This window comes from Paenibacillus sp. BR2-3 (genome assembly GCF_046529485.1).
Classification (GTDB): domain Bacteria; phylum Bacillota; class Bacilli; order Paenibacillales; family Paenibacillaceae; genus Paenibacillus_AQ.
Genome location: NZ_CP126311.1, coordinates 919,613 through 942,419, shown reverse-complemented (window position 1 = coordinate 942,419; position 22,807 = coordinate 919,613). Strand labels below are relative to the sequence as shown.

The 22,807-nt window shown below is 47.9% G+C and carries 21 protein-coding genes; 5 read left to right on the top strand and 16 right to left on the bottom strand.

Going from position 1 to position 22,807, the window contains the following annotated elements; genetic code table 11:
* Window positions 1–13: 13 nt before the first annotated feature.
* The 12 genes from PaeBR_RS04470 to PaeBR_RS04415 all read right to left on the bottom strand — a co-directional run bounded on the left by PaeBR_RS04470 (window position 14) and on the right by PaeBR_RS04415 (window position 13,312).
* Complete coding sequence (locus tag PaeBR_RS04470) at window positions 14–1,399, bottom strand: lipopolysaccharide biosynthesis protein (RefSeq protein WP_410513690.1); 1,386 nt, start codon at window positions 1,397–1,399, stop codon at window positions 14–16.
* A complete protein-coding gene (locus PaeBR_RS04465; protein WP_410513689.1) occupies window positions 1,365–2,858 on the bottom strand; it encodes an O-antigen ligase family protein in 1,494 nt (497 codons plus the stop codon). Before PaeBR_RS04465 ends, PaeBR_RS04470 begins: the two co-directional genes overlap by 35 nt.
* A complete protein-coding gene (locus PaeBR_RS04460) occupies window positions 2,855–3,625 on the bottom strand; it encodes a WecB/TagA/CpsF family glycosyltransferase (protein ID WP_410513688.1) in 771 nt (256 codons plus the stop codon). The genes PaeBR_RS04465 and PaeBR_RS04460 overlap by 4 nt, the downstream gene beginning before the upstream one ends.
* A gap of 29 nt (window positions 3,626–3,654) precedes the next feature.
* Entirely contained in the window at window positions 3,655–4,968 is a 1,314-nt protein-coding gene (locus PaeBR_RS04455) for an O-antigen ligase family protein (RefSeq protein ID WP_410513687.1), read from the bottom strand.
* A gap of 9 nt (window positions 4,969–4,977) precedes the next feature.
* Complete coding sequence (locus PaeBR_RS04450) at window positions 4,978–5,913, bottom strand: glycosyltransferase (RefSeq protein WP_410513686.1); 936 nt, start codon at window positions 5,911–5,913, stop codon at window positions 4,978–4,980.
* A 25-nt stretch (window positions 5,914–5,938) separates the two neighbouring features.
* Window positions 5,939–6,631 carry a sugar transferase gene (locus tag PaeBR_RS04445; RefSeq protein WP_410513685.1) on the bottom strand — a complete coding sequence of 231 codons (693 nt, stop codon included), beginning with the start codon at window positions 6,629–6,631 and terminating at the stop codon, window positions 5,939–5,941.
* A 55-nt stretch (window positions 6,632–6,686) separates the two neighbouring features.
* A complete protein-coding gene (galU, locus tag PaeBR_RS04440; RefSeq protein WP_410513684.1) occupies window positions 6,687–7,577 on the bottom strand; it encodes a UTP--glucose-1-phosphate uridylyltransferase GalU in 891 nt (296 codons plus the stop codon).
* 45 nt (window positions 7,578–7,622) lie between these two features.
* Complete coding sequence (locus PaeBR_RS04435) at window positions 7,623–8,264, bottom strand: CpsD/CapB family tyrosine-protein kinase (protein ID WP_410513683.1); 642 nt, start codon at window positions 8,262–8,264, stop codon at window positions 7,623–7,625.
* Window positions 8,248–8,982 (bottom strand): YveK family protein, encoded by a 735-nt coding sequence (locus PaeBR_RS04430; RefSeq protein ID WP_410513682.1) that lies wholly within the window; start codon window positions 8,980–8,982, stop codon window positions 8,248–8,250. The genes PaeBR_RS04435 and PaeBR_RS04430 overlap by 17 nt, the downstream gene beginning before the upstream one ends.
* A 264-nt stretch (window positions 8,983–9,246) precedes the next feature.
* A complete protein-coding gene (locus tag PaeBR_RS04425) occupies window positions 9,247–9,882 on the bottom strand; it encodes a response regulator (protein ID WP_410513681.1) in 636 nt (211 codons plus the stop codon).
* A 22-nt stretch (window positions 9,883–9,904) separates the two neighbouring features.
* Window positions 9,905–11,350, bottom strand: a complete 1,446-nt coding sequence (locus PaeBR_RS04420; protein ID WP_410513680.1) for a sensor histidine kinase — start codon at window positions 11,348–11,350, stop codon at window positions 9,905–9,907.
* 825 nt (window positions 11,351–12,175) lie between these two features.
* Entirely contained in the window at window positions 12,176–13,312 is a 1,137-nt protein-coding gene (locus PaeBR_RS04415) for a Gfo/Idh/MocA family protein (RefSeq protein WP_410513679.1), read from the bottom strand.
* A gap of 83 nt (window positions 13,313–13,395) precedes the next feature.
* On the opposite strand from PaeBR_RS04415, the gene PaeBR_RS04410 reads away from it, so the two are divergent.
* Together PaeBR_RS04410 and PaeBR_RS04405 are read left to right on the top strand one after the other, a co-directional pair.
* The gene (locus tag PaeBR_RS04410) at window positions 13,396–13,845 is read left to right on the top strand and encodes a hypothetical protein (protein ID WP_410513678.1); all 450 of its coding nucleotides are present in this window, start codon (window positions 13,396–13,398) and stop codon (window positions 13,843–13,845) included.
* A gap of 399 nt (window positions 13,846–14,244) precedes the next feature.
* Entirely contained in the window at window positions 14,245–14,505 is a 261-nt protein-coding gene (locus PaeBR_RS04405; RefSeq protein ID WP_410513677.1) for an NHLP leader peptide family RiPP precursor, read from the top strand.
* Here the strand turns inward: PaeBR_RS04405 and PaeBR_RS04400 are convergent.
* Both PaeBR_RS04400 and PaeBR_RS04395 read right to left on the bottom strand, forming a co-directional pair.
* Window positions 14,500–16,371, bottom strand: coding sequence for an ATP-binding protein (locus tag PaeBR_RS04400; RefSeq protein WP_410513676.1), 1,872 nt, complete (start codon window positions 16,369–16,371; stop codon window positions 14,500–14,502). The genes PaeBR_RS04405 and PaeBR_RS04400 overlap by 6 nt on opposite strands.
* A 148-nt stretch (window positions 16,372–16,519) precedes the next feature.
* On the bottom strand, window positions 16,520–18,403 hold the full coding sequence (locus PaeBR_RS04395; protein ID WP_410513675.1) for an ATP-binding protein: 1,884 nt from the start codon (window positions 18,401–18,403) through the stop codon (window positions 16,520–16,522).
* A 267-nt stretch (window positions 18,404–18,670) separates the two neighbouring features.
* Between PaeBR_RS04395 and PaeBR_RS04390 the strand changes: the two genes are divergently transcribed.
* Both PaeBR_RS04390 and PaeBR_RS04385 read left to right on the top strand, forming a co-directional pair.
* Window positions 18,671–18,856, top strand: coding sequence for a hypothetical protein (locus PaeBR_RS04390; RefSeq protein WP_410513674.1), 186 nt, complete (start codon window positions 18,671–18,673; stop codon window positions 18,854–18,856).
* A gap of 33 nt (window positions 18,857–18,889) precedes the next feature.
* Window positions 18,890–19,180, top strand: a complete 291-nt coding sequence (locus tag PaeBR_RS04385; RefSeq protein WP_410513673.1) for a hypothetical protein — start codon at window positions 18,890–18,892, stop codon at window positions 19,178–19,180.
* Between the two features lie 92 nt (window positions 19,181–19,272).
* Here PaeBR_RS04385 and PaeBR_RS04380 read toward each other — a convergent pair whose 3' ends face one another.
* Window positions 19,273–20,478, bottom strand: a complete 1,206-nt coding sequence (locus tag PaeBR_RS04380) for an MFS transporter (protein WP_410513672.1) — start codon at window positions 20,476–20,478, stop codon at window positions 19,273–19,275.
* A gap of 203 nt (window positions 20,479–20,681) precedes the next feature.
* Between PaeBR_RS04380 and PaeBR_RS04375 the strand changes: the two genes are divergently transcribed.
* Window positions 20,682–21,305, top strand: coding sequence for a peptidylprolyl isomerase (locus PaeBR_RS04375; RefSeq protein ID WP_410515070.1), 624 nt, complete (start codon window positions 20,682–20,684; stop codon window positions 21,303–21,305).
* A gap of 265 nt (window positions 21,306–21,570) precedes the next feature.
* Here PaeBR_RS04375 and PaeBR_RS04370 read toward each other — a convergent pair whose 3' ends face one another.
* Window positions 21,571–22,677 (bottom strand): Glu/Leu/Phe/Val family dehydrogenase, encoded by a 1,107-nt coding sequence (locus tag PaeBR_RS04370; RefSeq protein ID WP_410513671.1) that lies wholly within the window; start codon window positions 22,675–22,677, stop codon window positions 21,571–21,573.
* Window positions 22,678–22,807 lie beyond the last annotated feature (130 nt).

Here is a 22,807-nt window from a genome sequence, read left to right as displayed (position 1 = left end):
GAGGTGTACGCCTCTATCCGTTAGCGTCCATAGGTTTTTTGCGAATGTAAGAATTCATCGTCGTCTTCATCCATTGTATGTCCTGTCTGTTAATAAGCAGCCGTGGAATCTTCACCTTCAAGTTAAATCTGATATTGAGAATGATAAATCCAAACCGCAGTACTGCTGACGAGAGCATAGCTACCCCTGCCCCAAACAATCCAAACTTTGGTATTAACAGGAACAGCAGCGGAATAACCAGAATCAGGCCAACCCCCTGAAGGATGGATACGAATTTCGGCTTGCCTAGCGCCATGAAAGCCTGTGCCAGAATAAGTGTTCCTCCGCTAATCGTTACTTCCAGCAGCAGCAGGCGGAACACGGTGAGTGCCGTATTGAAATCCTTGCCGTACAGCAGCGGAATAACTAAAGGTGCGACGAGCATCAAGAGCAGCGATCCCAGCAGAGTAAAGGTCGTACTGATCCGGAAGGCTTTGAATGTAAGAGCAATCGCATCCTCCTTCGACAGCTCGGAAGCTTTCGGAAACAGTACCACTGTAATTGAGGTTGAGAAAAAGTTGACCATCCGTGACAGGCTCACCGCCACCGCATACAGCCCCAGGTCCGCAGGCCTTAGCAATCCGGCGATAATAATCTGGTCAATATAGTAGGAAAACTGGCCTAGCAGATCATTCCCATAGGAGCCCAAACCGTAAGTGAACAGTTTTTTGAATTGCAGATATTTATTCCGCATTTTCACTTTGTAGGTACGCAGCAGGTTGATCGTCATCCAGATGAACAGCGGTACCGAAGGTCCCAGATAAGCAATTGCCGTAGTAAAAGGATTAATCGTATCGGTAAGAATAAGAATTCCGATCATCGCCAGCGTAAGCATTGGAATGAGATACCTCAGCCCATTGAACTTCTTGTAATCTCCCCTGAACTGGAATGCGGCATTGTTAACCTGGGAGACGACGATCAGCGGGCAAAGGATCATCGACCATTGCGCAAAGTGGACGACCTCCGGGCTAAAGGATTTCAGCCAGTACGGCAGAACCACTATTCCGATAATCATTGCGGCGGTTCCGAAGAATAGACCTATCAATAAGGCCATCCGGTACAGCATTCCGGCATCGTCCGGATTTTTCTTCGCGTTATAGATTAGCGCCGACGGAATACCAAAGCTCATGCTGAACGCCAGAAACTGCGACCAGTTGATCATCGCGGTCTGCTCACCCCTTCCCGTCGGTCCGAGGTAGCGGGCGGTCAGCACACCGGTCAGCATGTTAAGCAGGAGAATCAGTACGCTGACAAACATGGTCTTTACGGCGGCTGAGCTGCTGCCCTTACTCCTTGTGAAATGCCGGAGCGAAGACCAGACCGAGTTAGTGGGAAATGATTTTGCGTTCAATTGCTGCATGTGGCGTTCCCTTCTTTCTACTCTCTATAACCTCTTTTGCGCTGAGGCCGAGGCCAATCAGCATCCAGATTAAATATCCTTTGAGCCCGGGGAAACCATTATCCGATATCAGACTGGCCACCGCACCGCTCCAGGCCGCCAGGGCCAGACGCGCGTAGGGCTGCTGGTTGTCTTTACGGGTCACTCTGACAACGATTTGCTTCACTACTGCACAGAGTGCACCGAAGAATAAAATGGCGCCTGCAATCCCGAACGTTAGCAGGAGTGCGATAAATCCGTTATCCATGACTCCGTACTCACCGAGCTCGCCGCCGTTGCCAAGCTTGGTTCCCTGTCCTACACTGCCGATTCCCTGGCCAACGGGATTTGCAGCCACCATCGGCAGCATATTTTGCCACAGCCCTAGGCGTTCGTTGTACGAATGATCCTCCTGAACGGAGGTCAGCGTCTCCATCCGCGCTACCAAACCTTCTGCACCGGGCAGCTTCGGAACGATCCAGAACAACGCGCAGGCGACAAAGGCAAGCTGGAGCAGGGTTTTCCATTTGCCCTTCGAAGACGATGAGCCAATGTATACCAGCAACATAACCAGCAGAACCAGCCAAGCAGAGCGCACCAGAGTTGTCAGCAAGCAGATAACTACGAACAGTACACCGATCCAGCGCAGGCTTCCCTGCCATCTTTTCTCCAGAATCATTGGAACCAGTGCGAATACAAGAAAGCTGGCCGCAGGTCCCGGCGAATTCAGAGTAGAGAAGACCCGGATTTCCAGAGGATACGGTGCCCCTATGGACATCATATCCGCATGCCTCATCCAGAAGGCATCCCAGGGAGGCACGGTTAAATATTGAACAATCCCGTACAATGCCACCATTACCGCGATATTGGCGTAGGCGTAAAGCAGACGGTCAATATCTTTGGAAGTAAACGGCGTAACCGCAAAAAACGGAATCAACAGCAGCGGAACCATGTAATTTGCCAGATCGTATACCGAGCCCATGCCGTTCTTCGCCAGACCGATTAAGGCACCGTAGGCCAGCGCTGCCGCGAACAGCAGGAGGATCCAGCCCCAGGAGCGTTTGATCCTGTGAATCTCCCGCAGCACCGGAAGGATCAGCGTTGCTCCTGTCAGCAACGGCGCCAGGCTGAGCAGCGATACGGAATGATAGACTCCCTCCGTCCAATCGGCTATGCGGCGCAGCTCCGGGGCAATCGCCCAGATCAGCAGAGTGTAAGGCACGAGCAGCCGCGGCTTCAGAAGCGCCAGCAGAAAGGCCGGGAACAGAATGCCGGATAGAATAATGCCCTGCACACTGCTTGAAGAACTGAGCTTGGCACTGGCAAAACCGATCATCAGCGGAAGCAGAATACAACAGGCAGCAAATGCGCCCATGATCCCGGCCGTCCTGATGGATGTCATAGATGGAAATGTTATGCCGTCCCGGCTCAGCTTCTTCATAGCCCTCCTCCCTTCACCTTGTTCCGCTTGCGCAGCTCCTTAAGCAGCAGGATCAGAAACTGGGCATCTTCGACAAGGTATCTTTTCCAAAGACGCCCCGGCTCCTGACTGAGCCTCCAGAACCACTCCAGGCCTGTTCTTTGCATAAAGTCCGGCGCCCGCTTAACCGCCCCTGATAGAAAGTCAAAAGTGGCCCCTACTCCAATGGATATCGGAGCCTGATAAGACATGTAATGGCGGTAAATCCATTTCTCCTGCTTGGGCGCACCCACACCGACGAAAACAATGTCCGGCCGACTCTCGGTAAGCATCTCGATGATACGATTGTTCTCTTCCTCGTTATTCTCGAACCCGTAGGAAGGAGAATAACTGCCGACGACGTTGATTTGAGGATAAGCTGCCTTGAGATTCATAATTGCCTTCTCCGGCACCCCTTGTGCCGAGCCGAGAAAGAAAAGGCGGTATTTCCTTTGCTCGAAGGCATTGCCGAGACGGCTGAACAAATCGGCTCCGGATACCTTTTGCTTGAGCGGTTTTCCAAGCATTCGTGAGGCCCAGATGAGCGGCATGCCATCAGCAACAACCGCGCCGGCCTTTGAATAAATGGTTTGGAACTCCTTGTCTTTCCTGAGCTTGATGACATGATCGACGTTGCAGGTCAGGATGTAGGATTGATTCCTTTCCTGTATCGCTCTGTCAATATAATCAAGCAGATCCATAAAGTCATAGTTATCAAAGTTGACATCGAACATATTTACTTGGTTCATCGTATCACTTCTTTTTGTGGGGAATCGGCCTACTGTGAAGATCGGTACAGGCAGTTCAGGTACCAACAGAACGGAATAATGAATTGGACCGTCGACAGCGTGTTATCAGAGAATGAATAGATCAGAAACGCTGCAATAAAGAGCAGATAATAGGGTTTGGCCGGCGGTGCCAAAGCTCTGTAGATCAGAAGAAACACAGTGAGCAAGGAAAGCAGCAGCAGAATGGAGCCGATGTACCCCCCGTCGAAGTAAAAACGGATATACTCGTTGTGAGGAACGACAAAGCCTTTGTACAGCGTTCCATCATTTGCTACAGTGACTGCTCCCAGCCCTCTTCCGGTCCATGGCGAATCCGCTGCCTTATTCAAGAAATACTCCCAGGCCTCCGCCCGCCCCGACAAATCAATGCCGGTATCCGTCGTTCTTTCAAAGGAACGCTTTTTGATATTGTCCAGCTGCATGAACACCGCGGCGAAGATCAGAAGAAATGAGCACAGCAGCGGGATCAGAAAGTAGGTTCTGCCCTTAAGATATTGACGGAGGATATCGAAAAAGTAATATAAAAGCATTAAAACCAATGCCAGTATAGGTCCCCGTGTACCCGTTCCGACCAAAATGAAGAAATTCAGAGCCAGCATGCTGTAAAAGAAACGCGCAGACTGCGGATTTCGCTTGATCTCGATAAACGGGATTGCGATCCCCATGAATGCAAGCATCGCCAGATGTGCGGGAATGTTCGCTCCTTGTATCCGCACAGCTCCTGTAAATTCAACATCCAGAAAATTATGAAGATGGGCGGCCTGCAGCAGTATTCCTGCCACAATACTGATTCCCGGCAGCAAGCAGATGATCTTGATATGCCGTTCAGCCACTTCTTTTTTCCAGTTGATCAAGAGAAATACGAAGGGAAGCGAAAGACCGATAAAGGCTTTGACAGCAATGGAGGACGTCATCTGCGGCAGCCAGATCGAAAATCCGAAGGTGATAAACACCAGAGCTACCATCACCCATAGCGGATGACTCAATTTGAAGCGCAGACCGTTTACCAGAATACAGGGCACCAGCAGCGCCAGTATAGCCATCTTGTATAGCGATAATATTTCCATTCCGAACAGGCTGCCGTTGTAGAGGAAATTAATCGATATCGCCGTTGTAACTAGTACAAAGTAGCTGATCAGTTCAGGTCTGGAGATCGAAACGGCCAATAGGATGATCAGGGACACTGCAACTATCGCTAACCCCGGTTGGTAGATGACCGCCGTTCCGAGAAAGAGGGCGGACAGACACAAGAGCATCCCGTATGGCAAGGCGTTCATTTTGGAGGCCCACTCAAAATTAGTCATGTCTTTTCCTCACCCCGCTGCGGATTCCCTCTTTCGGTTCCAGATCATATATAGAGTTCCGCGAATACTCTCCAGACGGCATTTGTTCAGAAGCTTTCGTCCCTGGCTCCTGGAAATGACGGAATCTGCCAGTATGTAGACTATTTTGGCAGCTGTCTTTCCCAGCAGGAGCAGATTGCCCTTCAACCCTTCGCGTTTCATGGCGTTGGAAATGCCCTGGCTGTAATAACGTTTCATAATCCAGGCTTCCGTCAGACGGCTAGACGGTACGAAATGATCGACAGCCATCAGCGGATGATAAAGGATCGAATGTCCTTCTTTTTGCAATTGTCCGAACAGCCAGGCCTCTTCGCCTGATAGAAGCGATTCACCCTTTCTTCCGAGTTCCAAGGGGAACAGGCTGATATCAAATACGACTTTGCGCATCGCCATGTTGGCTCCGCAGGGATGAAGGCGTCCGGGGTATTCTCTGATCCGGTTGCCCAGATCGACAATGGTGTAAGGAAGTTCGAACGGCTTGATCAGCCAGTCCGGCCGCCTGCTCTCGAATATCGGAGCAATCTTGCCGCCCATAGCCATCACATCCTGTCTGCTCTCAAAGGTGGATACGATCGTCGTAATCCAGGTCCTGCAAGGAATCGCGTCATCGTCGAGAAAGGCAATAAGCGGTGACTTGGAAGCCAGGATGCCTGTATTCCGGGCTGCGGACAAGCCCTGAACCGGCTCCATAATATAGCGGACATCCATATCATCCACATACCTGTGAATAAACTCCTTTACTACGGCTTCTGTATGATCCGTGGAGCGGTTATCCACCACAATAATTTCGGCTTGCTCCAGACTCTCCAGCGGTACAAGGGATTGCAGCGTTTTACTAAGCAAGCCGGCACGATTGTAAGTACAGATGATAATGGAAACCTTGGGAACGAGTCCGTTTTCACGCATCGGCATTCACCTAATTTCCATAAAGTTAATATGCATCTTTGGAACCGAGCAGCATCAGGCCTGTTTTGGCAATAATCTTCAGATCCAGCATCGTGCTCCGGATATGAATGTAAGTCAAATCAAGCTGTACCATTTCCTCGAATCCGACGCTGTTTCTGGCATGTACCTGCCAGTATCCGGTGCAGCCCGGCGTAACCGTAAGCCGCTGCTTGTCGTAATCCGAATACTGCGCCACCTCTTCGGGAAGCGGAGGACGGGGTCCTACCAGACTCATGTTGCCCACCAACACGTTCCATAGCTGAGGAAGCTCGTCAATGCTCGTCTTGCGCAGGAATCTTCCTGTCTTCGTAATTCGGGGATCGTTCTTGATCTTGAACATCGCACCACTTACCTCGTTGTGGGCCAGCAAATTCTTCTTCAGCTCCTCGGCGTTGGATACCATGGATCTGAATTTATACATAGGAAACTGCTTCTCGTCCTTACCCACACGATTTTGCCGGAAGAACACTTTACCCTTCGGGTCCTCCAGCTTGATCAGCACGGCGACTACAACGAACAGGGGCAGCAGCACGAGAAGACCAAGAGCGGAAAAAATGATGTCGATCATCCGTTTCATTATCAGGTAGGAATCCGCTTCTTTCGTTCCTTCTTTGGCATGCAGCATGTAAAGTTTCGGCAGGACGTACTCATAATCTTCCGGCAGTTTTTGCATGCTCATTTCCCCTCATTCCTCCTTAAAATTGTGCGAATTTCTTCGCCCTGTGACAATCCCCTTACCCGTTCACGGCAGTTTGTCCGGCCTTGCTGAGCCATTCCGCCATCGCATCCATTACCGGATAACGCAAATCATCGCTTTGCAGAGCGAACTCCAGAGTTGTCAAAATATATCCAAGTCTTTCGCCCACATCATAACGGGTACCATCAAAGTTATAAGCGTACACCCGTTCACTTTGATTCAGCTTTTGAATGGCATCCGTCAGCTGAATTTCGCCTCCGGCCCCTTTTTCCTGCAGGTCCAGATATTTGAATATCTTTGGAGTAAATACGTACCGGCCCATGATCGCCAGATTCGACGGAGCCGTTCCGAGTGCCGGCTTCTCAACGAAGTTGTTAACCCGGTACAGCCGGTCCTCCTGGAAGTCCGGTTCGATAATACCGTACCGGTTGGTGAATTCGTCGGGTACAACCTGTACACCGATCACCGAATTCTGTGTTTCTTCATACTGGTCAATCAACTGCTTCAGGCATGGGGTCTGACCGGTTACGATATCATCGCCGAGCATAACGCCAAAGGGCTCGTCACCGATAAACCGTCTGGCACACCATACTGCATGTCCCAGGCCTTTCGGTTCCTTTTGCCGGATATAATGAATCTCAACCTTGGATGAACGCTGCACTTCTTTAAGCAGTTCGAGCTTGCCGTCCTCCAGCAGGCGTGACTCCAGCTCAAAGGCGTTGTCAAAGTGATCTTCAATGGCTCTTTTGCCTTTACCGGTAACAATGATGATGTCTTCAATGCCGGAAGCGATAGCCTCCTCCACAATGTATTGAATGGTGGGCTTGTTGATGATGGGAAGCATTTCCTTAGGCATCGCCTTGGTTGCAGGAAGAAAGCGAGTTCCTAATCCTGCTGCGGGGATAATTACCTTCTTAACTTTTTTCATCGCTTTACCTCCCGGAAGTTTTGTAAGCATAGGCTTACATCATTGTTATTTGGCCTGATTCATGGCAATACCGAGTATCTTGGACCCTGCTTGCTCCATCAGCGTTTTGACTTTTCGAAGTGAATCCCGCTTGGACTTTCCGTACCGTGCAACAAGGATAACTCCGTCGCTATACGGGGCGAGAATGCGGGCATCGCTGTACTCTACGGCAGATGGTGTATCGAGAAGGATTAAATCGTGGCTTTCTCTTAGCTCATGCAGCAAAACTGTCATTTTGTCACTGCCGAGCAAATCCGGAGGACTGACTTTGGTGATACCGGCTGGGATCACGCTGAGGTTCGCAAGACTACCATAGGCGGAAATGTCACTCGATTTCTCTGATCCGGTTAAATAGGCCGCCAGTCCGTCACTGCCTTCAACCCCAAACACGGCATGAAGTCCGGGATTTCGGAGGTTGCAATCGATTACGGCCACTTTCTTGCCTTCTTGAACGAAAGAAACGGCGAGATTGGCCAGGATTGTCGTTTTGCCCTCTCCGGCTTCACCTGAGGTGAACATCAGCACGGTTCCTTTGCTGCTGTTCAGCAGTCCGAGATGCCGGATATACGTCCGCAGCGAGCGGAACGACTCCGAAATATGAGATGAAGGATTGCTGTCGGCGATAAGACTGTTATTCAGCCGTAACATAAGCACCCTCCCCTACTGTTGCTTTTGACGATTTCCCGAGATCACGTTTGCGAATCACCGGAATCGTGACGATTACCGGAAGTCCAAGATCATGCTCGGCTTCCTTCTCGGTGCGCAGTGTGTTGTTGAGTGTCTCCAGCAGCAAAATAATACCAAGCGCCGCCATAAGTGCTACAACAAAGCTGATGATCAAGTTCATCATAAAACCGCTATTGGAAGGTGCTGGAATGTCTGCCGGATCAGCGGGAGTCAAGAATGTAACATTGTCCAGCTTCATCAGATGGGGCAGACTCCGAATGAACGTTTGCGATACCGCATTGACAATTCCTGCGGCCTTCGTGTAGCTCTCATCCCGGGCGCTGATGTTGATCACCTGGCTTTTTTCCGATGATTTAATGTTCAGCTTCTGGCTCAGCTCTGCTTCCGTCAGATTAAATTCGGGATGAGCGGCCACTACAGTTTTCATAATGGCGGGTGATTGGATAATTTCCTTGTAGCTCTCAATCAGATTAAGGCTGAAGTTCAAATCATTGAGATTGTTACCCTCTGGGACATTGGCAACATTGTTGACCAGCAGCTGACCGGAGGCGGAGTAGACGGGTACAACGAAATTTTTTGTAACATAAAAGGTTGTTGCACAAGAGATAAGGACAAAAATCGTGATTAGCCATAATCTCTTTTTAATCAGGTTAATGTAATCCAAAATCGTCTTTTCCACAGTAACCCTCCTTCCGTATAAAATACTGTTGAAAGCAATCATGAAAGTTTCAGTTATCTTGCTTTTATTCTATCAATCGACTGGTTTTCCCACATGGCTCATTCCATCACTTTCCTGTTCACTTTGGAGTTAGTCAGTCTACTGCTTGGGTGTAGGTCAATGGTATACTTTAGTACCATATGCCCCGCATACCTCTGCCAAGTGAGCATTGCACACAACAAAAAAGCTCCTGCGGATTTCGCAGAAGCTTTGAATGTATTGGCTTTATTCGTATGTCATTTCGTATTTGGTAATCCCTACGGCATTGGCATACAGCGCCGCCTGCGTACGATCCGCAACCTGGAGCTTCGCCAGAATCTGGCTGACATGCTTTTTGACCGTGAATTCGCTAATATACAGCCGGGAAGCAATTTCCCGGTTGCATGCACCCTGTCCGAGTTCAATCAGCACTTCCTTTTCCTTCGGCGTCAACTCATCTGTCGGACTGCTTACGCTCATTCGCATTTTGTCCTCCATCAGTCCGGGGTCATAATACTTCCGCCCCTTATGTACCAATTGGATGGCAAACAGCAATTCCTCCGGCAGCGCTTCTTTCAGAACATAACCATCCACCAGCACTTCCTCCGCTTTAAGGAAATCCTCCCGGCTCGCGGATGAAGTTAAGAGTATAAATTTGCTGGTGATCCCACTTGCACGGGCCATCTTGATCACATCCAGCCCGGACTCATCAGCAAGCTTCAAGTCGATCAACACAAGATCAGGCTGAATCTCTTCAAAAACACGGAGCGCTTCCAGACCATTCGTGGCCTCACCGGCAAACTGAACATTGGGTTGCATAGATATAACTGCTGCCAGCCCTCTTCTTACCAGAGGGTGATCATCTACAATGACAATTTTCATTGAACGACCTCCTCGCTAAGTTTTATGCGTTCTTTAATTCGACCACACCGACAGGTATCGTGATGAGAATTCTTGTCCCCGCAGCCTCATTGCTGGAAAGCTGGAAGTCACCGCCTAAAGACTGGCTTAAATGCTGCATGTTCTTCATTCCAAGTCCACCCGTATTCTCTTCCGACTCCGTCCACAGCAGGCTGGTATCAAAACCCTTACCATCATCGCTAATAGATAGTTTTATCGATTTCGGCCTCAGAGAAAGCTCCACTTCTATCCTCCTGGCAGCACCATGACGAATGGCGTTACCTGTCGCTTCCGATATAATCCGGAAAAGGGCTTTATGATAAGGATAGGGTAAGCTAAAGTCATCACCCGTTATTTTGAGTTCGATTTCCACATCGTTAAGTCTGGATAATGTTTTGAGATGCGACCTCACCATACCCAGCCAGGTTGGACCTCCGCTTTTCTTGGAGCTTAGGCTGTAGATCGTGATCCGCAGCTCTTTGGCAACCTTGGTTGCCGAATCGTGAATAAGTTCTATTTGCTCTTCCAGTTGGGATTCCGCCATCTTCTTCCATGTCTGTTTCAATGAATGCGTTGCATACACAATGCCAAAAAGACTCTGCGATACACTATCATGCATTTCATCCGCAATCCGGTTCTGCTCGTTCGTGATAATCAGCCGGTTCTCGATAACTCCGAGCTCATGACGTTCAAGAATAATCGCGCTAAGCTCGGACAGAAACATTAATTGCTGAATATACCATCTGCGTCCTTCCAGTCCTTCCGCCGCTTCCAGCTTCACACCGATCATTCCTACAAAACGGGTGCTCATCCGCACGGGCATCAGCAGAAAATCGCCCAATCCCGGCAAGCTCTTAAAAACGGGCTCCCTTTGCAGTCTCCATTCATGTTCATGCTTCTCCAGCTCTGCAAAAAGATACAGTCCCTCCTGCTGCTGCCAGCCGGTCTGACGGCTCTGAGGAGCAGGTTCTCCGCTCTTCTTGGCGAACCAGAACAATGCTTTGTCCAGCTTCGTAAGCTTCACAACATAATCGGTTATTACCTGTCCAATGTTCATGAAATCATGCTGGCTTGATGTTTCCACGATGTTGTAGAGCGACTTGATATGCTCCATCGTTTCGTTCGTACGCGCATTTGCTTCTTCGCGCTGACGTTTCATCCGCACAACCATTTGCATAACAATAACCGTAAGTACCAGTGCTAGAAACAAATTACCGTTCTCCAAAATAGCCTCGGAGAAATTTTTATTCGTTTTATTCAAAAAAACGTAACAAAAAACGACAAGGATACCGATATAACCAAAGATCAGGTTCCATCCGAAATAAAAGGATATCGATCCGGCAGCAATTAGAACGGGATTAAGTACATATAACTTGAACGGACTATCATAGCCGCCCGTTAATAACGTCAGCAGAATGATACCCGCCATCTCTGTTCCCACAGTAAGCATGAAAATTCGCGGCTGGTCACGCAGCCTTCGATAAATAAGTGCGAACACTCGAGCGAGGATAAATAGTACAATTATGATTAGGGATTTAAAGAGTACGGAAGGCCCCGTGTTACCCAGGAAAAACATAAGCGATGTGAGGGACAGAGAAAAAATTCTGTAAAATGCAAACATTTTGTCTTCCGAAGTTGATCTGATTTTCATCCCACCACCCTATTCTCCTTTTTGTGGAAAATGCGAGTTTGTTTTGTGCTTTGTTAAAAGCATCATACATGAGAAAAATCACAATAACAAGTTGACTCTCTTTCTGTGAGCGTTTTCATTACAAATAAATAACACATTTACCGACTTCTTTTATGGATAAACCTATAAATATATCCATATTTTCTAATGATTCCGAATTCAGTGTGAGGTCTTTGTAAAATAAGCACATTAAACACCCTGTCTACGTGTAGACAGGGTGTTATTGTTAATAACATCACTTATTCCGGAGTGTTATACGCCTCTGTATTACCTGTACCTGACATAGAAAATAGGTAAGAAGAATCACAAATACAGATTTGATAGCGTTGTCCGCTCACCATGTGATAACCGGTGGACAGAATACGTAAGGAATGATTTCTCATATCCACTTTATGGAGATTACGGCATCTAATGCAGTAAAATTCTCTCAATATTCTCATCTCCAGCATTATCTTTAGGAAAATTATGGTTTAGCAAATAATACCTAAATACTATCACTTCTTTCTGAAAACTGTCAACAAAAAAGTACAAATAACGACAAAAAACCTCATAAACTGAAGTGATATGTCGAAAATCGTATATAAATCATACCCCTTCCGCCGCTTTATATTGAGGCGACCAAATTTGGGTTTCCGAACTGACCACTGTCCCCCCGGATGCCGCAGCCTGATCAATGAGAAGTGCCAAATAATGATCCTGGCTTCCCTCAGCCAAGCTATAAAAAGAAGGTCCCCCCTGAACGTAATGTCCCATTCTGGCAAGACTTTCGGCTATCGCAATCTCATCCTCCGTTAATCTCGCGGGTGCAAACGGGTTGCGGTACAGCCATTCACCGCCACCCATAATCCCTTTGAGGTAAAAGCCTTCCAGATTACCGCCATGTCCGGCATCGACCCGGCGCAGCTTACTATAAAGCGGTGTATCAAATTCCTCCAGCCAAGCCGCTTGATCCTTTACAATTTCTCCACGTTCCCCGCGAACCAAAATCCTGTTCTCCCGAATCCATGAAAAATACTGGTCGCCCACAAAATCGAACACCCCCAGCTTTCCCCCAAAGTCCAGGGTTGCTATCGTCTGTACAGATTCGGCAACCTCTTCCGCCACCGGCGGACCCATGCGGCCGGGTCCTTTGATGACCGAAGACCGAAAGCTCTGTCCACGAATAGCCACATTCTGAAATCCGATGCCCAGTAGCTGGCGAATCAGGCTGACCCCGTGATAACCGTGTGCCGCGGATACCTGAGCCTGACTGATTTCTCCCAGACGACCGGAACGGGCAAGGCTGATTCTTGCGGCATGCATGGGCTGAAATAAATACTGCTCTGCGATTTGGATTTTGGCGGAACCTCCCACCTGCTTCCACAGTTCTGTTAAAGCCTCCAAATCGGGCGCGGGCGGGGTTTCCGCCAGCACCGGGATTTCTGCAGCCGCAAGTTTGAGCATATACTCCATACTTACGGACCGGTTTACACAAAGCACAACAAATGAATAACCGCCGCTGGAGATAAATTCTTCAAGCGAGGTATATACCTTAACGCCCCATACCCGTCTTAAATCCTCCGCCTTTTCAGGATTCCTGACGAACATGGCCCCCACTGCGAATTGATGCGGCAGCTCTTTGGCGATACGCAAATAAAACTCCGCTCTCCAGCCTCCGCCCAGCAACCCGAATACAATCTTGTCCACTTTCTTCACCCTTCCGCAAGCATTTTTGTATATCATTCCATAGCACTCTTCATCCCACAAGTTTCCATTGTAAAGGAATTCCCTTGAATTTGAACTGCTTTTTTACAGGAGATGATTTTATGAACTGGTTTCATGATTATGAGGATGAACTCCGCTTGGTGTTCCAAGGTTGCTCGCAGATTATCTCGCAATTCCCCGAGCCGCTTAATTTCCAAGGGTTATCCTACCTTAGTCATTTTAATGTTTTTGAAACAGGAAGCCATAAAAACTATATCTGCTATTTGCTGCCCTACTGGTTGCAGGAAAGCTGCCGGCTTACTCCCGGCGACTGTCGCCAAATGTCCAAGGGTAATGTATTCCTCATGCTTTACTTTTTCATTCAGGATGATTTAATGGATAAACCCATTACCTCCTCCCCCTCCAAGCTGCCGCTGGCCAATTTGCTCTATGTGGAGTTTCTGAATATCTATAGATTCTTTTTTCCGGGACAGTCATCCTTCTGGACTTATTTCAACCGTTACATAATGGAATGGGCAGACAGTGTCAGCAATGAGAGCACCCAGGATTAATTCCACCAAGTAATGACGGCTAATTTACAGCATCTTTCAGAGGCAATTGAGACGGAAAAGATGCTCCTGAAGGGCGGCGGACTCTATTATTGGCTATCGAAAAATACGAAATAACTGAAATGAATTCAAGAATTATAAGATAAAAAGGTGAGAGTAGCGTAGGGGAAGTTTGGAACTGTAGGAGCGATAGCGACCGCCTTTGTCCCCGGATGTTCACCGCAGCAAGCGGTCTAATCCAAAACATCTGGGGACAAGAGCGGCCGTAAGTCCAAACATTCCCCGTAGTTACGGATAAACACCCTATAATATAGGTCAATTCTGTAAAATAATAATAGAATTCAAAAAAAACATATGATATATTCTTTAGGAAAATATAACCATTTGGGAAGGGTGATTATTTTGTCAGAAGCTATTCTTAGAAATCAAGTGATTCAAAAGGCCTGGGAGGATCCAAGTTTCAAGCAACGTTTGCTATCTGATCCGAAAGCAGCACTTAAAGAAGCATTAGGCGTAATCATTCCCGACAATGTCACTTTGAAAGCAGTAGAGGAGGGCTCCAATGAGTTTTACCTCGTGATCCCCCCAGCCCGTCATCGGGAGTTCTTAAAACGGATGCGAGTACCCTGGGCTCCTGGTAGAACCTCACGTCTAACTTCATAAGGAGTGGGTACCCTCCGGAGGTGCGGCCAAAGGCAGCACGGTGACGGATTCGGTGCCTGCTCCTTTTTTGCTTCGGAAGGAAATCTCCCCCTGCATGGTCTCAATTATTCTGAAAGTAACCATAAGTCCCAGTCCCATACCCTTGTTCTTCTGAGAGAAATACGGCTCTCCCAGCCGAAGCAGTACATCGGGATCCATTCCCTCTCCATCATCATTTATGTGTATAAAAACTTTATCTCCCTTACCATAAGCGGCGATATGGATCGTCCCATCCTGGTTTAATGCCTCAATACTGTTCTTGATAATATTAATAAAAGCCTGCTTGAATTTCGAAGAGTTGCCCTTCACCCATAAATTATCGGCTACATCCATTATCATGTTGCAATCATTCAAATGACAGAGCGGCAGGAGAATGCTCTCGATATGCTTGCATTCATCATGTACATTCAGATTTGAAATCTGCTCGAATTCCGGCTTCGCAAAGGTCAGAAAATCGGTAATAATGCCCGATGCCCGATCAAGCTCACTAAGGGCAATAAATAAAAATTCCTTCTCATCACCACTTGATTTCTCGCTGAGCAGCTGCAGAAAGCCGCGGGTGACCTGCAGCGGGTTGCGTACTTCATGAGCGACGGAAGCCGCTAGCTCGCTAATAATCTCCACCTTCTCCGAGCGCTGCAGTTCATTGTTGAATAATTCCAGTTCTTTTGAATATTTAACAACCTGCTGATGTTCCAGTGCAAGTCTCCGTCCCAGAATAATGATCAAGGATATCATGAAAATAACCAGCGACCACTTCCAGTAGAACAAGTCATAATTGCCGGCACGGATGAAATACCATACCAACTCCAATACGCACGTAACTGCGGCGGTTCCGAAACCGAACGCAAAAATAATGGCATCCTTATTGCCTTTGATCGAGAAAATAATTACACAAGCAATCAATATAATAAATTGGACAATCATAATATACCCGATCACTTTGGTGGATACAAAATAATAAAACTCCACATAGCGATTGCCGGAGAGGTAGTTGATAATCAGACAACCCATAAAAAACAAAGAGTAAACCACCTGAAATTTGCGGAAATGCCTAATGAGGGAGAATTTTCCGGGGCCGAATATTTTTTCAAACAGAAAGGTAAGCGATGGCAATAACGTCAGCAGAGCCAAATCCAGGAACACTATACTGGCCGGACCTAAATAGCTGTAAAAAGTATAAACGAAGGGCGAGTAGGTTATTGACAGTATTCCTGTAGAACCTATCACTACAGCAAGGCCGGACGATATCGTGAAATACTCCTTGTTCAGAAAAAAGGCGCACAGAAAAAGGATCACCGCCACAAAAATAAAGGAGCTGCCCAAAATCACATCTATTAATCCATTCTTGATATAATCATGGATCAGCAGGTTATGCTCTCCGATAACCACCGTATCCTTAATTCCGATTCTCTCCTGCAAGGTATCTGCCCAAATGGATAGCGTTTTGCCCTCATCCTCCACACTTAAGGGCAAGAGCAACGAATAATTATCTTTGATGTAACCCCGGTTGCCTTCAAAAATAAGTCTGTCGTCAACAAAAACTCTAACATGCAAAGCATATAACGTATCGATATAAATGGCTGGAGAAGTCCACTTCATTTCCGGCAAAACCATCCGGGTCCAGGCGGAGGATATCCCGTCCGGCAATTCTGGCGTTCCACGGAGAGGGTCTACATCCATCCAGCCCGGTTGATTCTGCTGGGAGGAAGGAACCTGATTCCCTGAAAATCCCCCTTCATCTCCCCATTTCATTTGCCACTTCGTGATCTCATCATCAGCAGGATTTGAGTCGGCGGCTGAAGCATACAGCGAACCGCTGGACATAAGTATAAGAAATAATACTACAACTATGTGAAGACTCTTCACCGTCAATCGCATACAAGCACCTCAAATTTCAGAAGTAATGTTACTGTTAGACTATTACTTCGCTTAATCCCTTCCTTTTCCTTCTAAAAAAAGGAAGATAAATGTTCTAACCAGCGGGAAGTTTAACTATAACTTCGGTACCCTCCCCCTTTTGGCTGTGAAATTTGATCGTGCCCCCCATAGCCTCGATAATCCGGAAGGTTACCATGAGTCCAAGGCCGGTTCCCTTGGTTTTGTTAGAGAAGTAAGGCTCCCCTAACCGGGCGAGTTCACTGCTCTTCATGCCCTCGCCGTTATCCCGCACACTGACGATGATGTGATTTCCCGATCGCCATAATGTTATTGTAATCAGTCCGTTCTCCTGTATAGCTTCAACACTGTTCTTAATGATATTGATAAACGCCTGCTTAAGCTTGGAAGAGCTCCCCTGTACATACAGTCCGTTTTGCAGCTTTAGTACAATCTCGGAGGACTGCAGATTGGCCAGTGGAACCAGAACACCCGCAACATGCGTCAACTCTCCCGAAACGTCAAGCAGGTCTGCCGCCTCTATTTCCGGTTTGGCAAAGGTAAGAAAATCTGAAATGATGAGTGAAGCCCTGTCCAGCTCCATAACTGCCATCTGCAAGTACTCCTTCTCCTTATGGCCTGATCTTTCACCAAGAATCTGAAGGAAGCCGCGGGTGATCAGGAGCGGATTTCGCACTTCATGCGCAACAGAAGCAGCCAGCTCGCTGATAATCCCCATTTTCTCGGATCGCTGCAAATCATTATTGAATTTTTCCAGATCATGAGAATAACGAACGACCTGCTGATGGTTTCCGGCAAAACTTCTACCCAGAATCACAATCAGCGAAATATCGATCATTACCACACCCCATTTCCACCAATAGAAGTGATGTATCCCTTCAGACCTATAGAACATGATCATTTCAGCAAGCATCAGCATTGCAAAAGCAGCAAATCCAACCGAAAAAATAAGGGCGTCCGCATTGCCGCGATAGGCGTAATATACAGCCTGTCCCAACAGAAGCAGAAATTGCAGAATCATCAGCACTACGGCAACATTAACCGTCATATATTCGTACAAGCCATCCAGACGGTATGACAGGCCCAAATTAAGAATCCAAAGGCAGGAACAGAGGATCGTATAGCCGACCAGAAATCTTCGCATGCCTGTTACGATCCCCTTCTTCCCGGGACCAAACATTTTTTCAAAAAGGAAAGCGAACGACAGCAGCAAAGTGAATAAGGCGAGGTCAAAGAAGGTATCCATAAATCTGCCGGAACTGCTCTGAAGAAACGGGACAAAAGGGGAATAGGTGATCACCAATACTCCTGAGGATACAATAATAAGAACAACAAAGAAGCCACTGACGAACAGCTCTCTTTTTAAAAATATAGCGCATACCGCAAATGCTCCAGCCGTAAAAATCAATGAGGCTCCAATAATGATATCCATGAAGTCCTGTTTCACGTAAAGAGAAAGCAGCCTCCCGTAGCTTCCGGTTAAGATGCCACCTTTAATACCGACCGGCTGGTCTTCGCCGCTGATCCATAAAAAAAGCTGTGCTCCCGATTGTTCCTTGGACAAGGGAATCAGAACTTTGGAGCCGTGCAGACTGGCTGTTCCATTTGATTTGTAGATTAAGACGTTGTTCACAAACCCTTTGATATCGTTTCCATATACTTTATCAATCAACACTGCAGAGTTATCTTCAATATTCGGCAAAGAAATGCGCACCCATGCCGCAGATTTCCCCTCCGGAGCCTTCATCCCGGGACTGTGACCCGTTTGCAGTGTCCACTCCTCTTCGGGACCCTTCAGAGCCTTTGCCGGATCCGGAACCGCCGCGCTGCTCCATTTAAGCTCCCAGCCCGGCAGAGAAGAACCCGGCGTTCCGCCTCCATTCATGGCCACTCCAAGGGAAATTATAGCAGTCAGCAGCAATAGCGCCACTAGTAACACCGCTGATTTGTGTAAGGACAACCTCATAATGACACCTCAGTAAGTCATTAGTTATTAATATAAGTAGTTATATGATTCTTAGTTTCGACACGCTTCGAGCTATACCTGCCTAATTTTGCAAAAAAACCGCGGAAAAGGGGGTTTTTCTGGTTCAAACGGTTAATCCTGCTCCTGACTGAATATATTAAGGATTACGGCGTTTACCCTTCCGCGCAGATTCGAAGCCACGTAAAAGGGTAAAGGAGATATATATCAATTGAAATCCTTATGTAACCAGGAGGATATACCATGAGCGATACCAAATCATCCAAAGAAGAAGCCCACGAGGAAGATTCTCTGATAACCGAGCGCGATATTGACGTGGATTCCGGCTTGTTTCAGGAAGATACTTTCCCTGGCGCCCTGAAGGACAAGGATCAAAAAGAAGCGATCAACCATGCAATTCCCGGGGATGAACATGAAGACGGTGAATAAACCGGCGCATTAAATATAAGGAGCTGAACCGCTATGGATAATAAATTTAACAAGACGGAAGCGACAATTATCAACCGCACGGCCCCGGAACGGGATGACCTGCTCGAGTCGGATGCCATCCTGGCAGCGGGTGCCTCAGGACTGACCGGCAGTCTTACAGATTATACTGAAGAGGGAGAATTGGACAACGAGGATGAAGAACCCCCTCTGGAGGATGTGCCGGATGCCGATGATATCAAGGAAGACACACCCGTTGATCCTGCCTCTCCCCCCATTGAAATTGTACATGGTACCGATTTATTGAATGGTTCACAAGGAGAATAAACGGCCTGCCTTATAACAATCAAAAGCAAAAGGGTTATCCCGCAGCCTGTTGATGACGGCTAACGGATAACCCTTTTATGTAAAGCAGCCAGCTATTCTACCGCACGGACAGCGGAAATTTGCGACTCCAGCTTTCGCAGCTTGACGAGAACGGCCGCGGCCAGCAGCAGGATTCCATTGATGACAAACACCCAGCGGATCGGCATGAAAGCACCCAGCAAGCCGCCTATTATAGGTCCCGCCATTGTTGCCAGCTGGGAGGCTGCCTGGTTAAGACCAAAGGCCCTGCCCCGGAAGCCGGGCTCAATAACTTGTACAATCATGGCATTTACCGAGGGCAGAACCCCGGCATAGAACAGTCCGTAGGCAAACCGAAGCAGTGCGAACTCTACATACCCTGACACAAAAAACTGCAGGATATTTCCGATTCCGCCGCCTATAAGTCCAATGAACAAGATGGGGCCAAAGCCTTTGCGGCTTCCAATTCTCCCCCACTGGGGTGCCATTAGCACAGTTGCTATGCCTACCGCAGAGAATGCAATTCCCGAGCTTAACGAGGCCGTGCTTTTAGAAACCCCCATATGCAGCATGTAAATCGGAATAAGCGGCTCCAGAATCATAACGGAGAAGGTGCTGATCCCAGCAAGCGTCAGCAGCGTAACAAATGCCCGGTTGCTTCTGGCCTCCCGGATGTCATCCCGGACATGCGACCTTGGCGCGGACCGGTCAAAGCTTTGTTCTTTGGCAAAAAAAGTTGCGATCAGGGCTGAGACCAGCACAATGACGGCCGAGAAAAGAAAGGCGTTGCGGTTTCCGGAATAATAGCTGACCACGCCGCCGATCAATGGACCGATGATACTTCCCGACGCTCCCGCTGTAGACATGATGCTAAGAGCATATCCGGTCTTTTCTTCCGGTGTATTGGTCGCTACCATGGCAATCGCCGCCGGAACAAAGCCGGCAAGCAAGCCCTGCAGCACCCGAACTACAAGAAACAAGTACGGATCATGCACAAAATAATTAAGTAAATAAAGTGCAGCCAGACTGAATCCCGAGCGGATCAGCATCGGCTTGCGGCCATATTTATCAGCGAGTGAGCCCCAAAACGGTGAAATCAATGCACTGGCCAAAAAAGTGATGCCGAAGGTAATACCGGACCATATTTCCAAATGATTATCGACGCCAAGCTCGTCGCTGAGAAAAATGGAGAGAAACGGAATCGAGATCGAATACGCCGTACTGCAAAAGAAAACACCTACCCAAAGCACGATCAGGTTCCGCTTCCATGAAAAATTCATCGTGTACCCGTCCTTTCTGTTTTTTCCTGGAAGCATCCTATTATTGTAAACCTCTTTGGAATAGGTGCCAAGCCCGGCGGGCTTGCTCAGCTTTTGCAAGTGATGGGACAAAGGAGTTATGATGAAAGACGACAACGATTATCCAAGCTAAAGGAGAGAGTAAGAAAGTGAAGCCTACAAGAATAAAACCGGCGATCCTTCTAATGTTCATGTGCTTGCTGCTCGTCATCGCGGCGGGCTGCGGCAACAAGCCGGGAAATAGCAACAGTACAGCAGCAGCCACTGAAGGAGTCCCTTCGGCAGCGGCAAGCCATCCCGTGGTTACAATTGAGATGGACAACGGCGGCATGATCAAAGCAGAGCTTTATCCGGAGGTTGCTCCCAACACCGTAAATAATTTCATTTCATTGATTAAAAAAGGATTTTATGATGGAGCCATCTTTCACAGAGTCATCCCCGGTTTTATGATTCAGGGTGGAGATCCTGAGGGTACAGGTGGGGGTGGACCGGGTTACAGCATAGCAGGAGAATTCACCGGCAACGGATTTGTTAATAATCTGCTTCACAGCGAGGGCATTCTCTCGATGGCAAGATCGCAGGAAGCCGACTCAGCCGGTTCCCAATTCTTTATTATGACCGCCGCTGCTCCCCATCTGGATGGCAGTTATGCCGCTTTTGGTAAAGTTACGGAGGGACTTGAAGTCGTTAGCGCGATCGTAAACCTTCCGCGTGACGACGCTGACCGGCCGGAGAACCCGCCCGCGATGAAAAAGGTAACCGTCGATACACTCGGCGTCACCTATCCTGAACCGCAAAAGGTTCAATAATAAATTTAAAAACTCGGCCAGTTCCACCGGTTATTGTTCCGGGTGAGCTGACCGAGTTTTTTTAGCTGGATATGCAAAGATACAACATCTACTGTCTTTGCACCAAGAAGAAACGGCTTCGCCGTCCTTATAGGGACACGGCACCCGTTTCTCGGAGAAATATAAGGGTAAAGTATAGAGTGAAACTTATACTTTCTTATATTTTCAAAAAAGCCCGAACCTCCACTTTTGTAGCAAGTGGTGTTCAGGCTTTATAAAGGATAGCTTAACCCCGCAGCTGTCTTCTGCTGAGTGTATGATGTCCGTCACGAAGGAAGGTGCTGCGGCTATTCTTCAGCATGGATATCCGCTCCTGGGCAAGGTGATCCGCTGCGGCATAGGAAGGGAGACCGCTTGTGCGTGATATCTCCAGCACCCGGGTGATGCTGTCGTAAATTTTCGCCACCTGCTTATATGCACGTTCCTTATTGTAACCGTTCAGTTCATCGGCAATGTTAATTACACCACCCGCGTTAATTACATAATCAGGTGCATACACAATGCCCAGGCCATGCAGAGCATCACCATGCCGCGGCTCTTTTAGCTGATTGTTCGCTGCGCCTGCAATAACCTTTGCCTTAATGAGCGGCAGCGAATCATCATTAATCGTAGCACCGAGTGCGCATGGAGCATAAATATCGCAATCCACACTGATAATATCGGCGGGATCTACCGCTTTGGCACCATAAGTTTCTACGGTTCGGCGAACAGCTTCCTTGTTGATATCCGTTACGATAAGCTGTGCGCCCTCTTCATAAAGATGCTTGCATAGACTAAAAGCTACATTCCCCACACCTTGAACGGCTACTGTTCTGCCTTCCAGTGAATCCGTGCCAAAAGCTGCTTTGGCCGCTGCCTTCATCCCTTGATAAACGCCGTAAGCTGTAGCTGGAGAAGGATTACCCGACGAACCGTAAGAAGGGGATGTTCCGGTAACATAATCCGTCTCTTCATAAATAATGTTCATATCCTCTTCCGTTGTCCCAACATCCTCAGCGGTAATGTAGCGCCCGTTCAAGCCCTGTATGTATCTTCCGAAGGCGCGGAACATAGCCTCATTCTTATCTTTTTTGGGATCACCGATAATAACCGTTTTACCTCCGCCCAAATTCAGACCAGACACGGCATTTTTGTAAGTCATCCCTTTGGCCAGACGAAGAGCGTCGATAATCGCCTCCTCCTCGGAAGCATAGGTCCACATCCGTGTTCCACCCAGCGCGGGGCCCAGCGTCGTATCATGAATAGCTATGATTGCTTTTAATCCCGAGGCCTTATCCTGACAAAACAGCAGTTCCTCATAGTCATCCCGCTCCAGTGCTGCAAACAATTCCATGTTCTCCAATTCTCCTATCTTTTTATCTACCATTGTGTTATGTTTCATAACAAAGCTAGTATAGATGGAGGCTTATGTCAATGTCATTTCTTCTGTCGCTTTGAATATATACATATAATCCGGTTGGAAT

Coding starts and splice junctions, on each gene's coding strand:
- PaeBR_RS04375 (WP_410515070.1), top strand. CDS start 20,682: ATGTTCATGTGCTTGCTGCTCGTCATCGCGGCGGGCTGCGGCAACAAG.
- PaeBR_RS04410 (WP_410513678.1), top strand. CDS start 13,396: ATGAACTGGTTTCATGATTATGAGGATGAACTCCGCTTGGTGTTCCAA.
- PaeBR_RS04460 (WP_410513688.1), bottom strand. CDS start 3,625: ATGAACCAAGTAAATATGTTCGATGTCAACTTTGATAACTATGACTTT.
- PaeBR_RS04435 (WP_410513683.1), bottom strand. CDS start 8,264: ATGTTACGGCTGAATAACAGTCTTATCGCCGACAGCAATCCTTCATCT.
- PaeBR_RS04390 (WP_410513674.1), top strand. CDS start 18,671: ATGAGCGATACCAAATCATCCAAAGAAGAAGCCCACGAGGAAGATTCT.
- PaeBR_RS04415 (WP_410513679.1), bottom strand. CDS start 13,312: ATGATATACAAAAATGCTTGCGGAAGGGTGAAGAAAGTGGACAAGATT.
- PaeBR_RS04380 (WP_410513672.1), bottom strand. CDS start 20,478: ATGAATTTTTCATGGAAGCGGAACCTGATCGTGCTTTGGGTAGGTGTT.
- PaeBR_RS04465 (WP_410513689.1), bottom strand. CDS start 2,858: ATGAAGAAGCTGAGCCGGGACGGCATAACATTTCCATCTATGACATCC.
- PaeBR_RS04400 (WP_410513676.1), bottom strand. CDS start 16,371: ATGTCCAGCGGTTCGCTGTATGCTTCAGCCGCCGACTCAAATCCTGCT.
- PaeBR_RS04385 (WP_410513673.1), top strand. CDS start 18,890: ATGGATAATAAATTTAACAAGACGGAAGCGACAATTATCAACCGCACG.
- PaeBR_RS04370 (WP_410513671.1), bottom strand. CDS start 22,677: ATGGAATTGTTTGCAGCACTGGAGCGGGATGACTATGAGGAACTGCTG.
- PaeBR_RS04455 (WP_410513687.1), bottom strand. CDS start 4,968: ATGACTAATTTTGAGTGGGCCTCCAAAATGAACGCCTTGCCATACGGG.
- galU (WP_410513684.1), bottom strand. CDS start 7,577: ATGAAAAAAGTTAAGAAGGTAATTATCCCCGCAGCAGGATTAGGAACT.
- PaeBR_RS04425 (WP_410513681.1), bottom strand. CDS start 9,882: ATGAAAATTGTCATTGTAGATGATCACCCTCTGGTAAGAAGAGGGCTG.
- PaeBR_RS04450 (WP_410513686.1), bottom strand. CDS start 5,913: ATGCGTGAAAACGGACTCGTTCCCAAGGTTTCCATTATCATCTGTACT.
- PaeBR_RS04420 (WP_410513680.1), bottom strand. CDS start 11,350: ATGCTTACTGTGGGAACAGAGATGGCGGGTATCATTCTGCTGACGTTA.
- PaeBR_RS04445 (WP_410513685.1), bottom strand. CDS start 6,631: ATGAGCATGCAAAAACTGCCGGAAGATTATGAGTACGTCCTGCCGAAA.
- PaeBR_RS04470 (WP_410513690.1), bottom strand. CDS start 1,399: ATGCAGCAATTGAACGCAAAATCATTTCCCACTAACTCGGTCTGGTCT.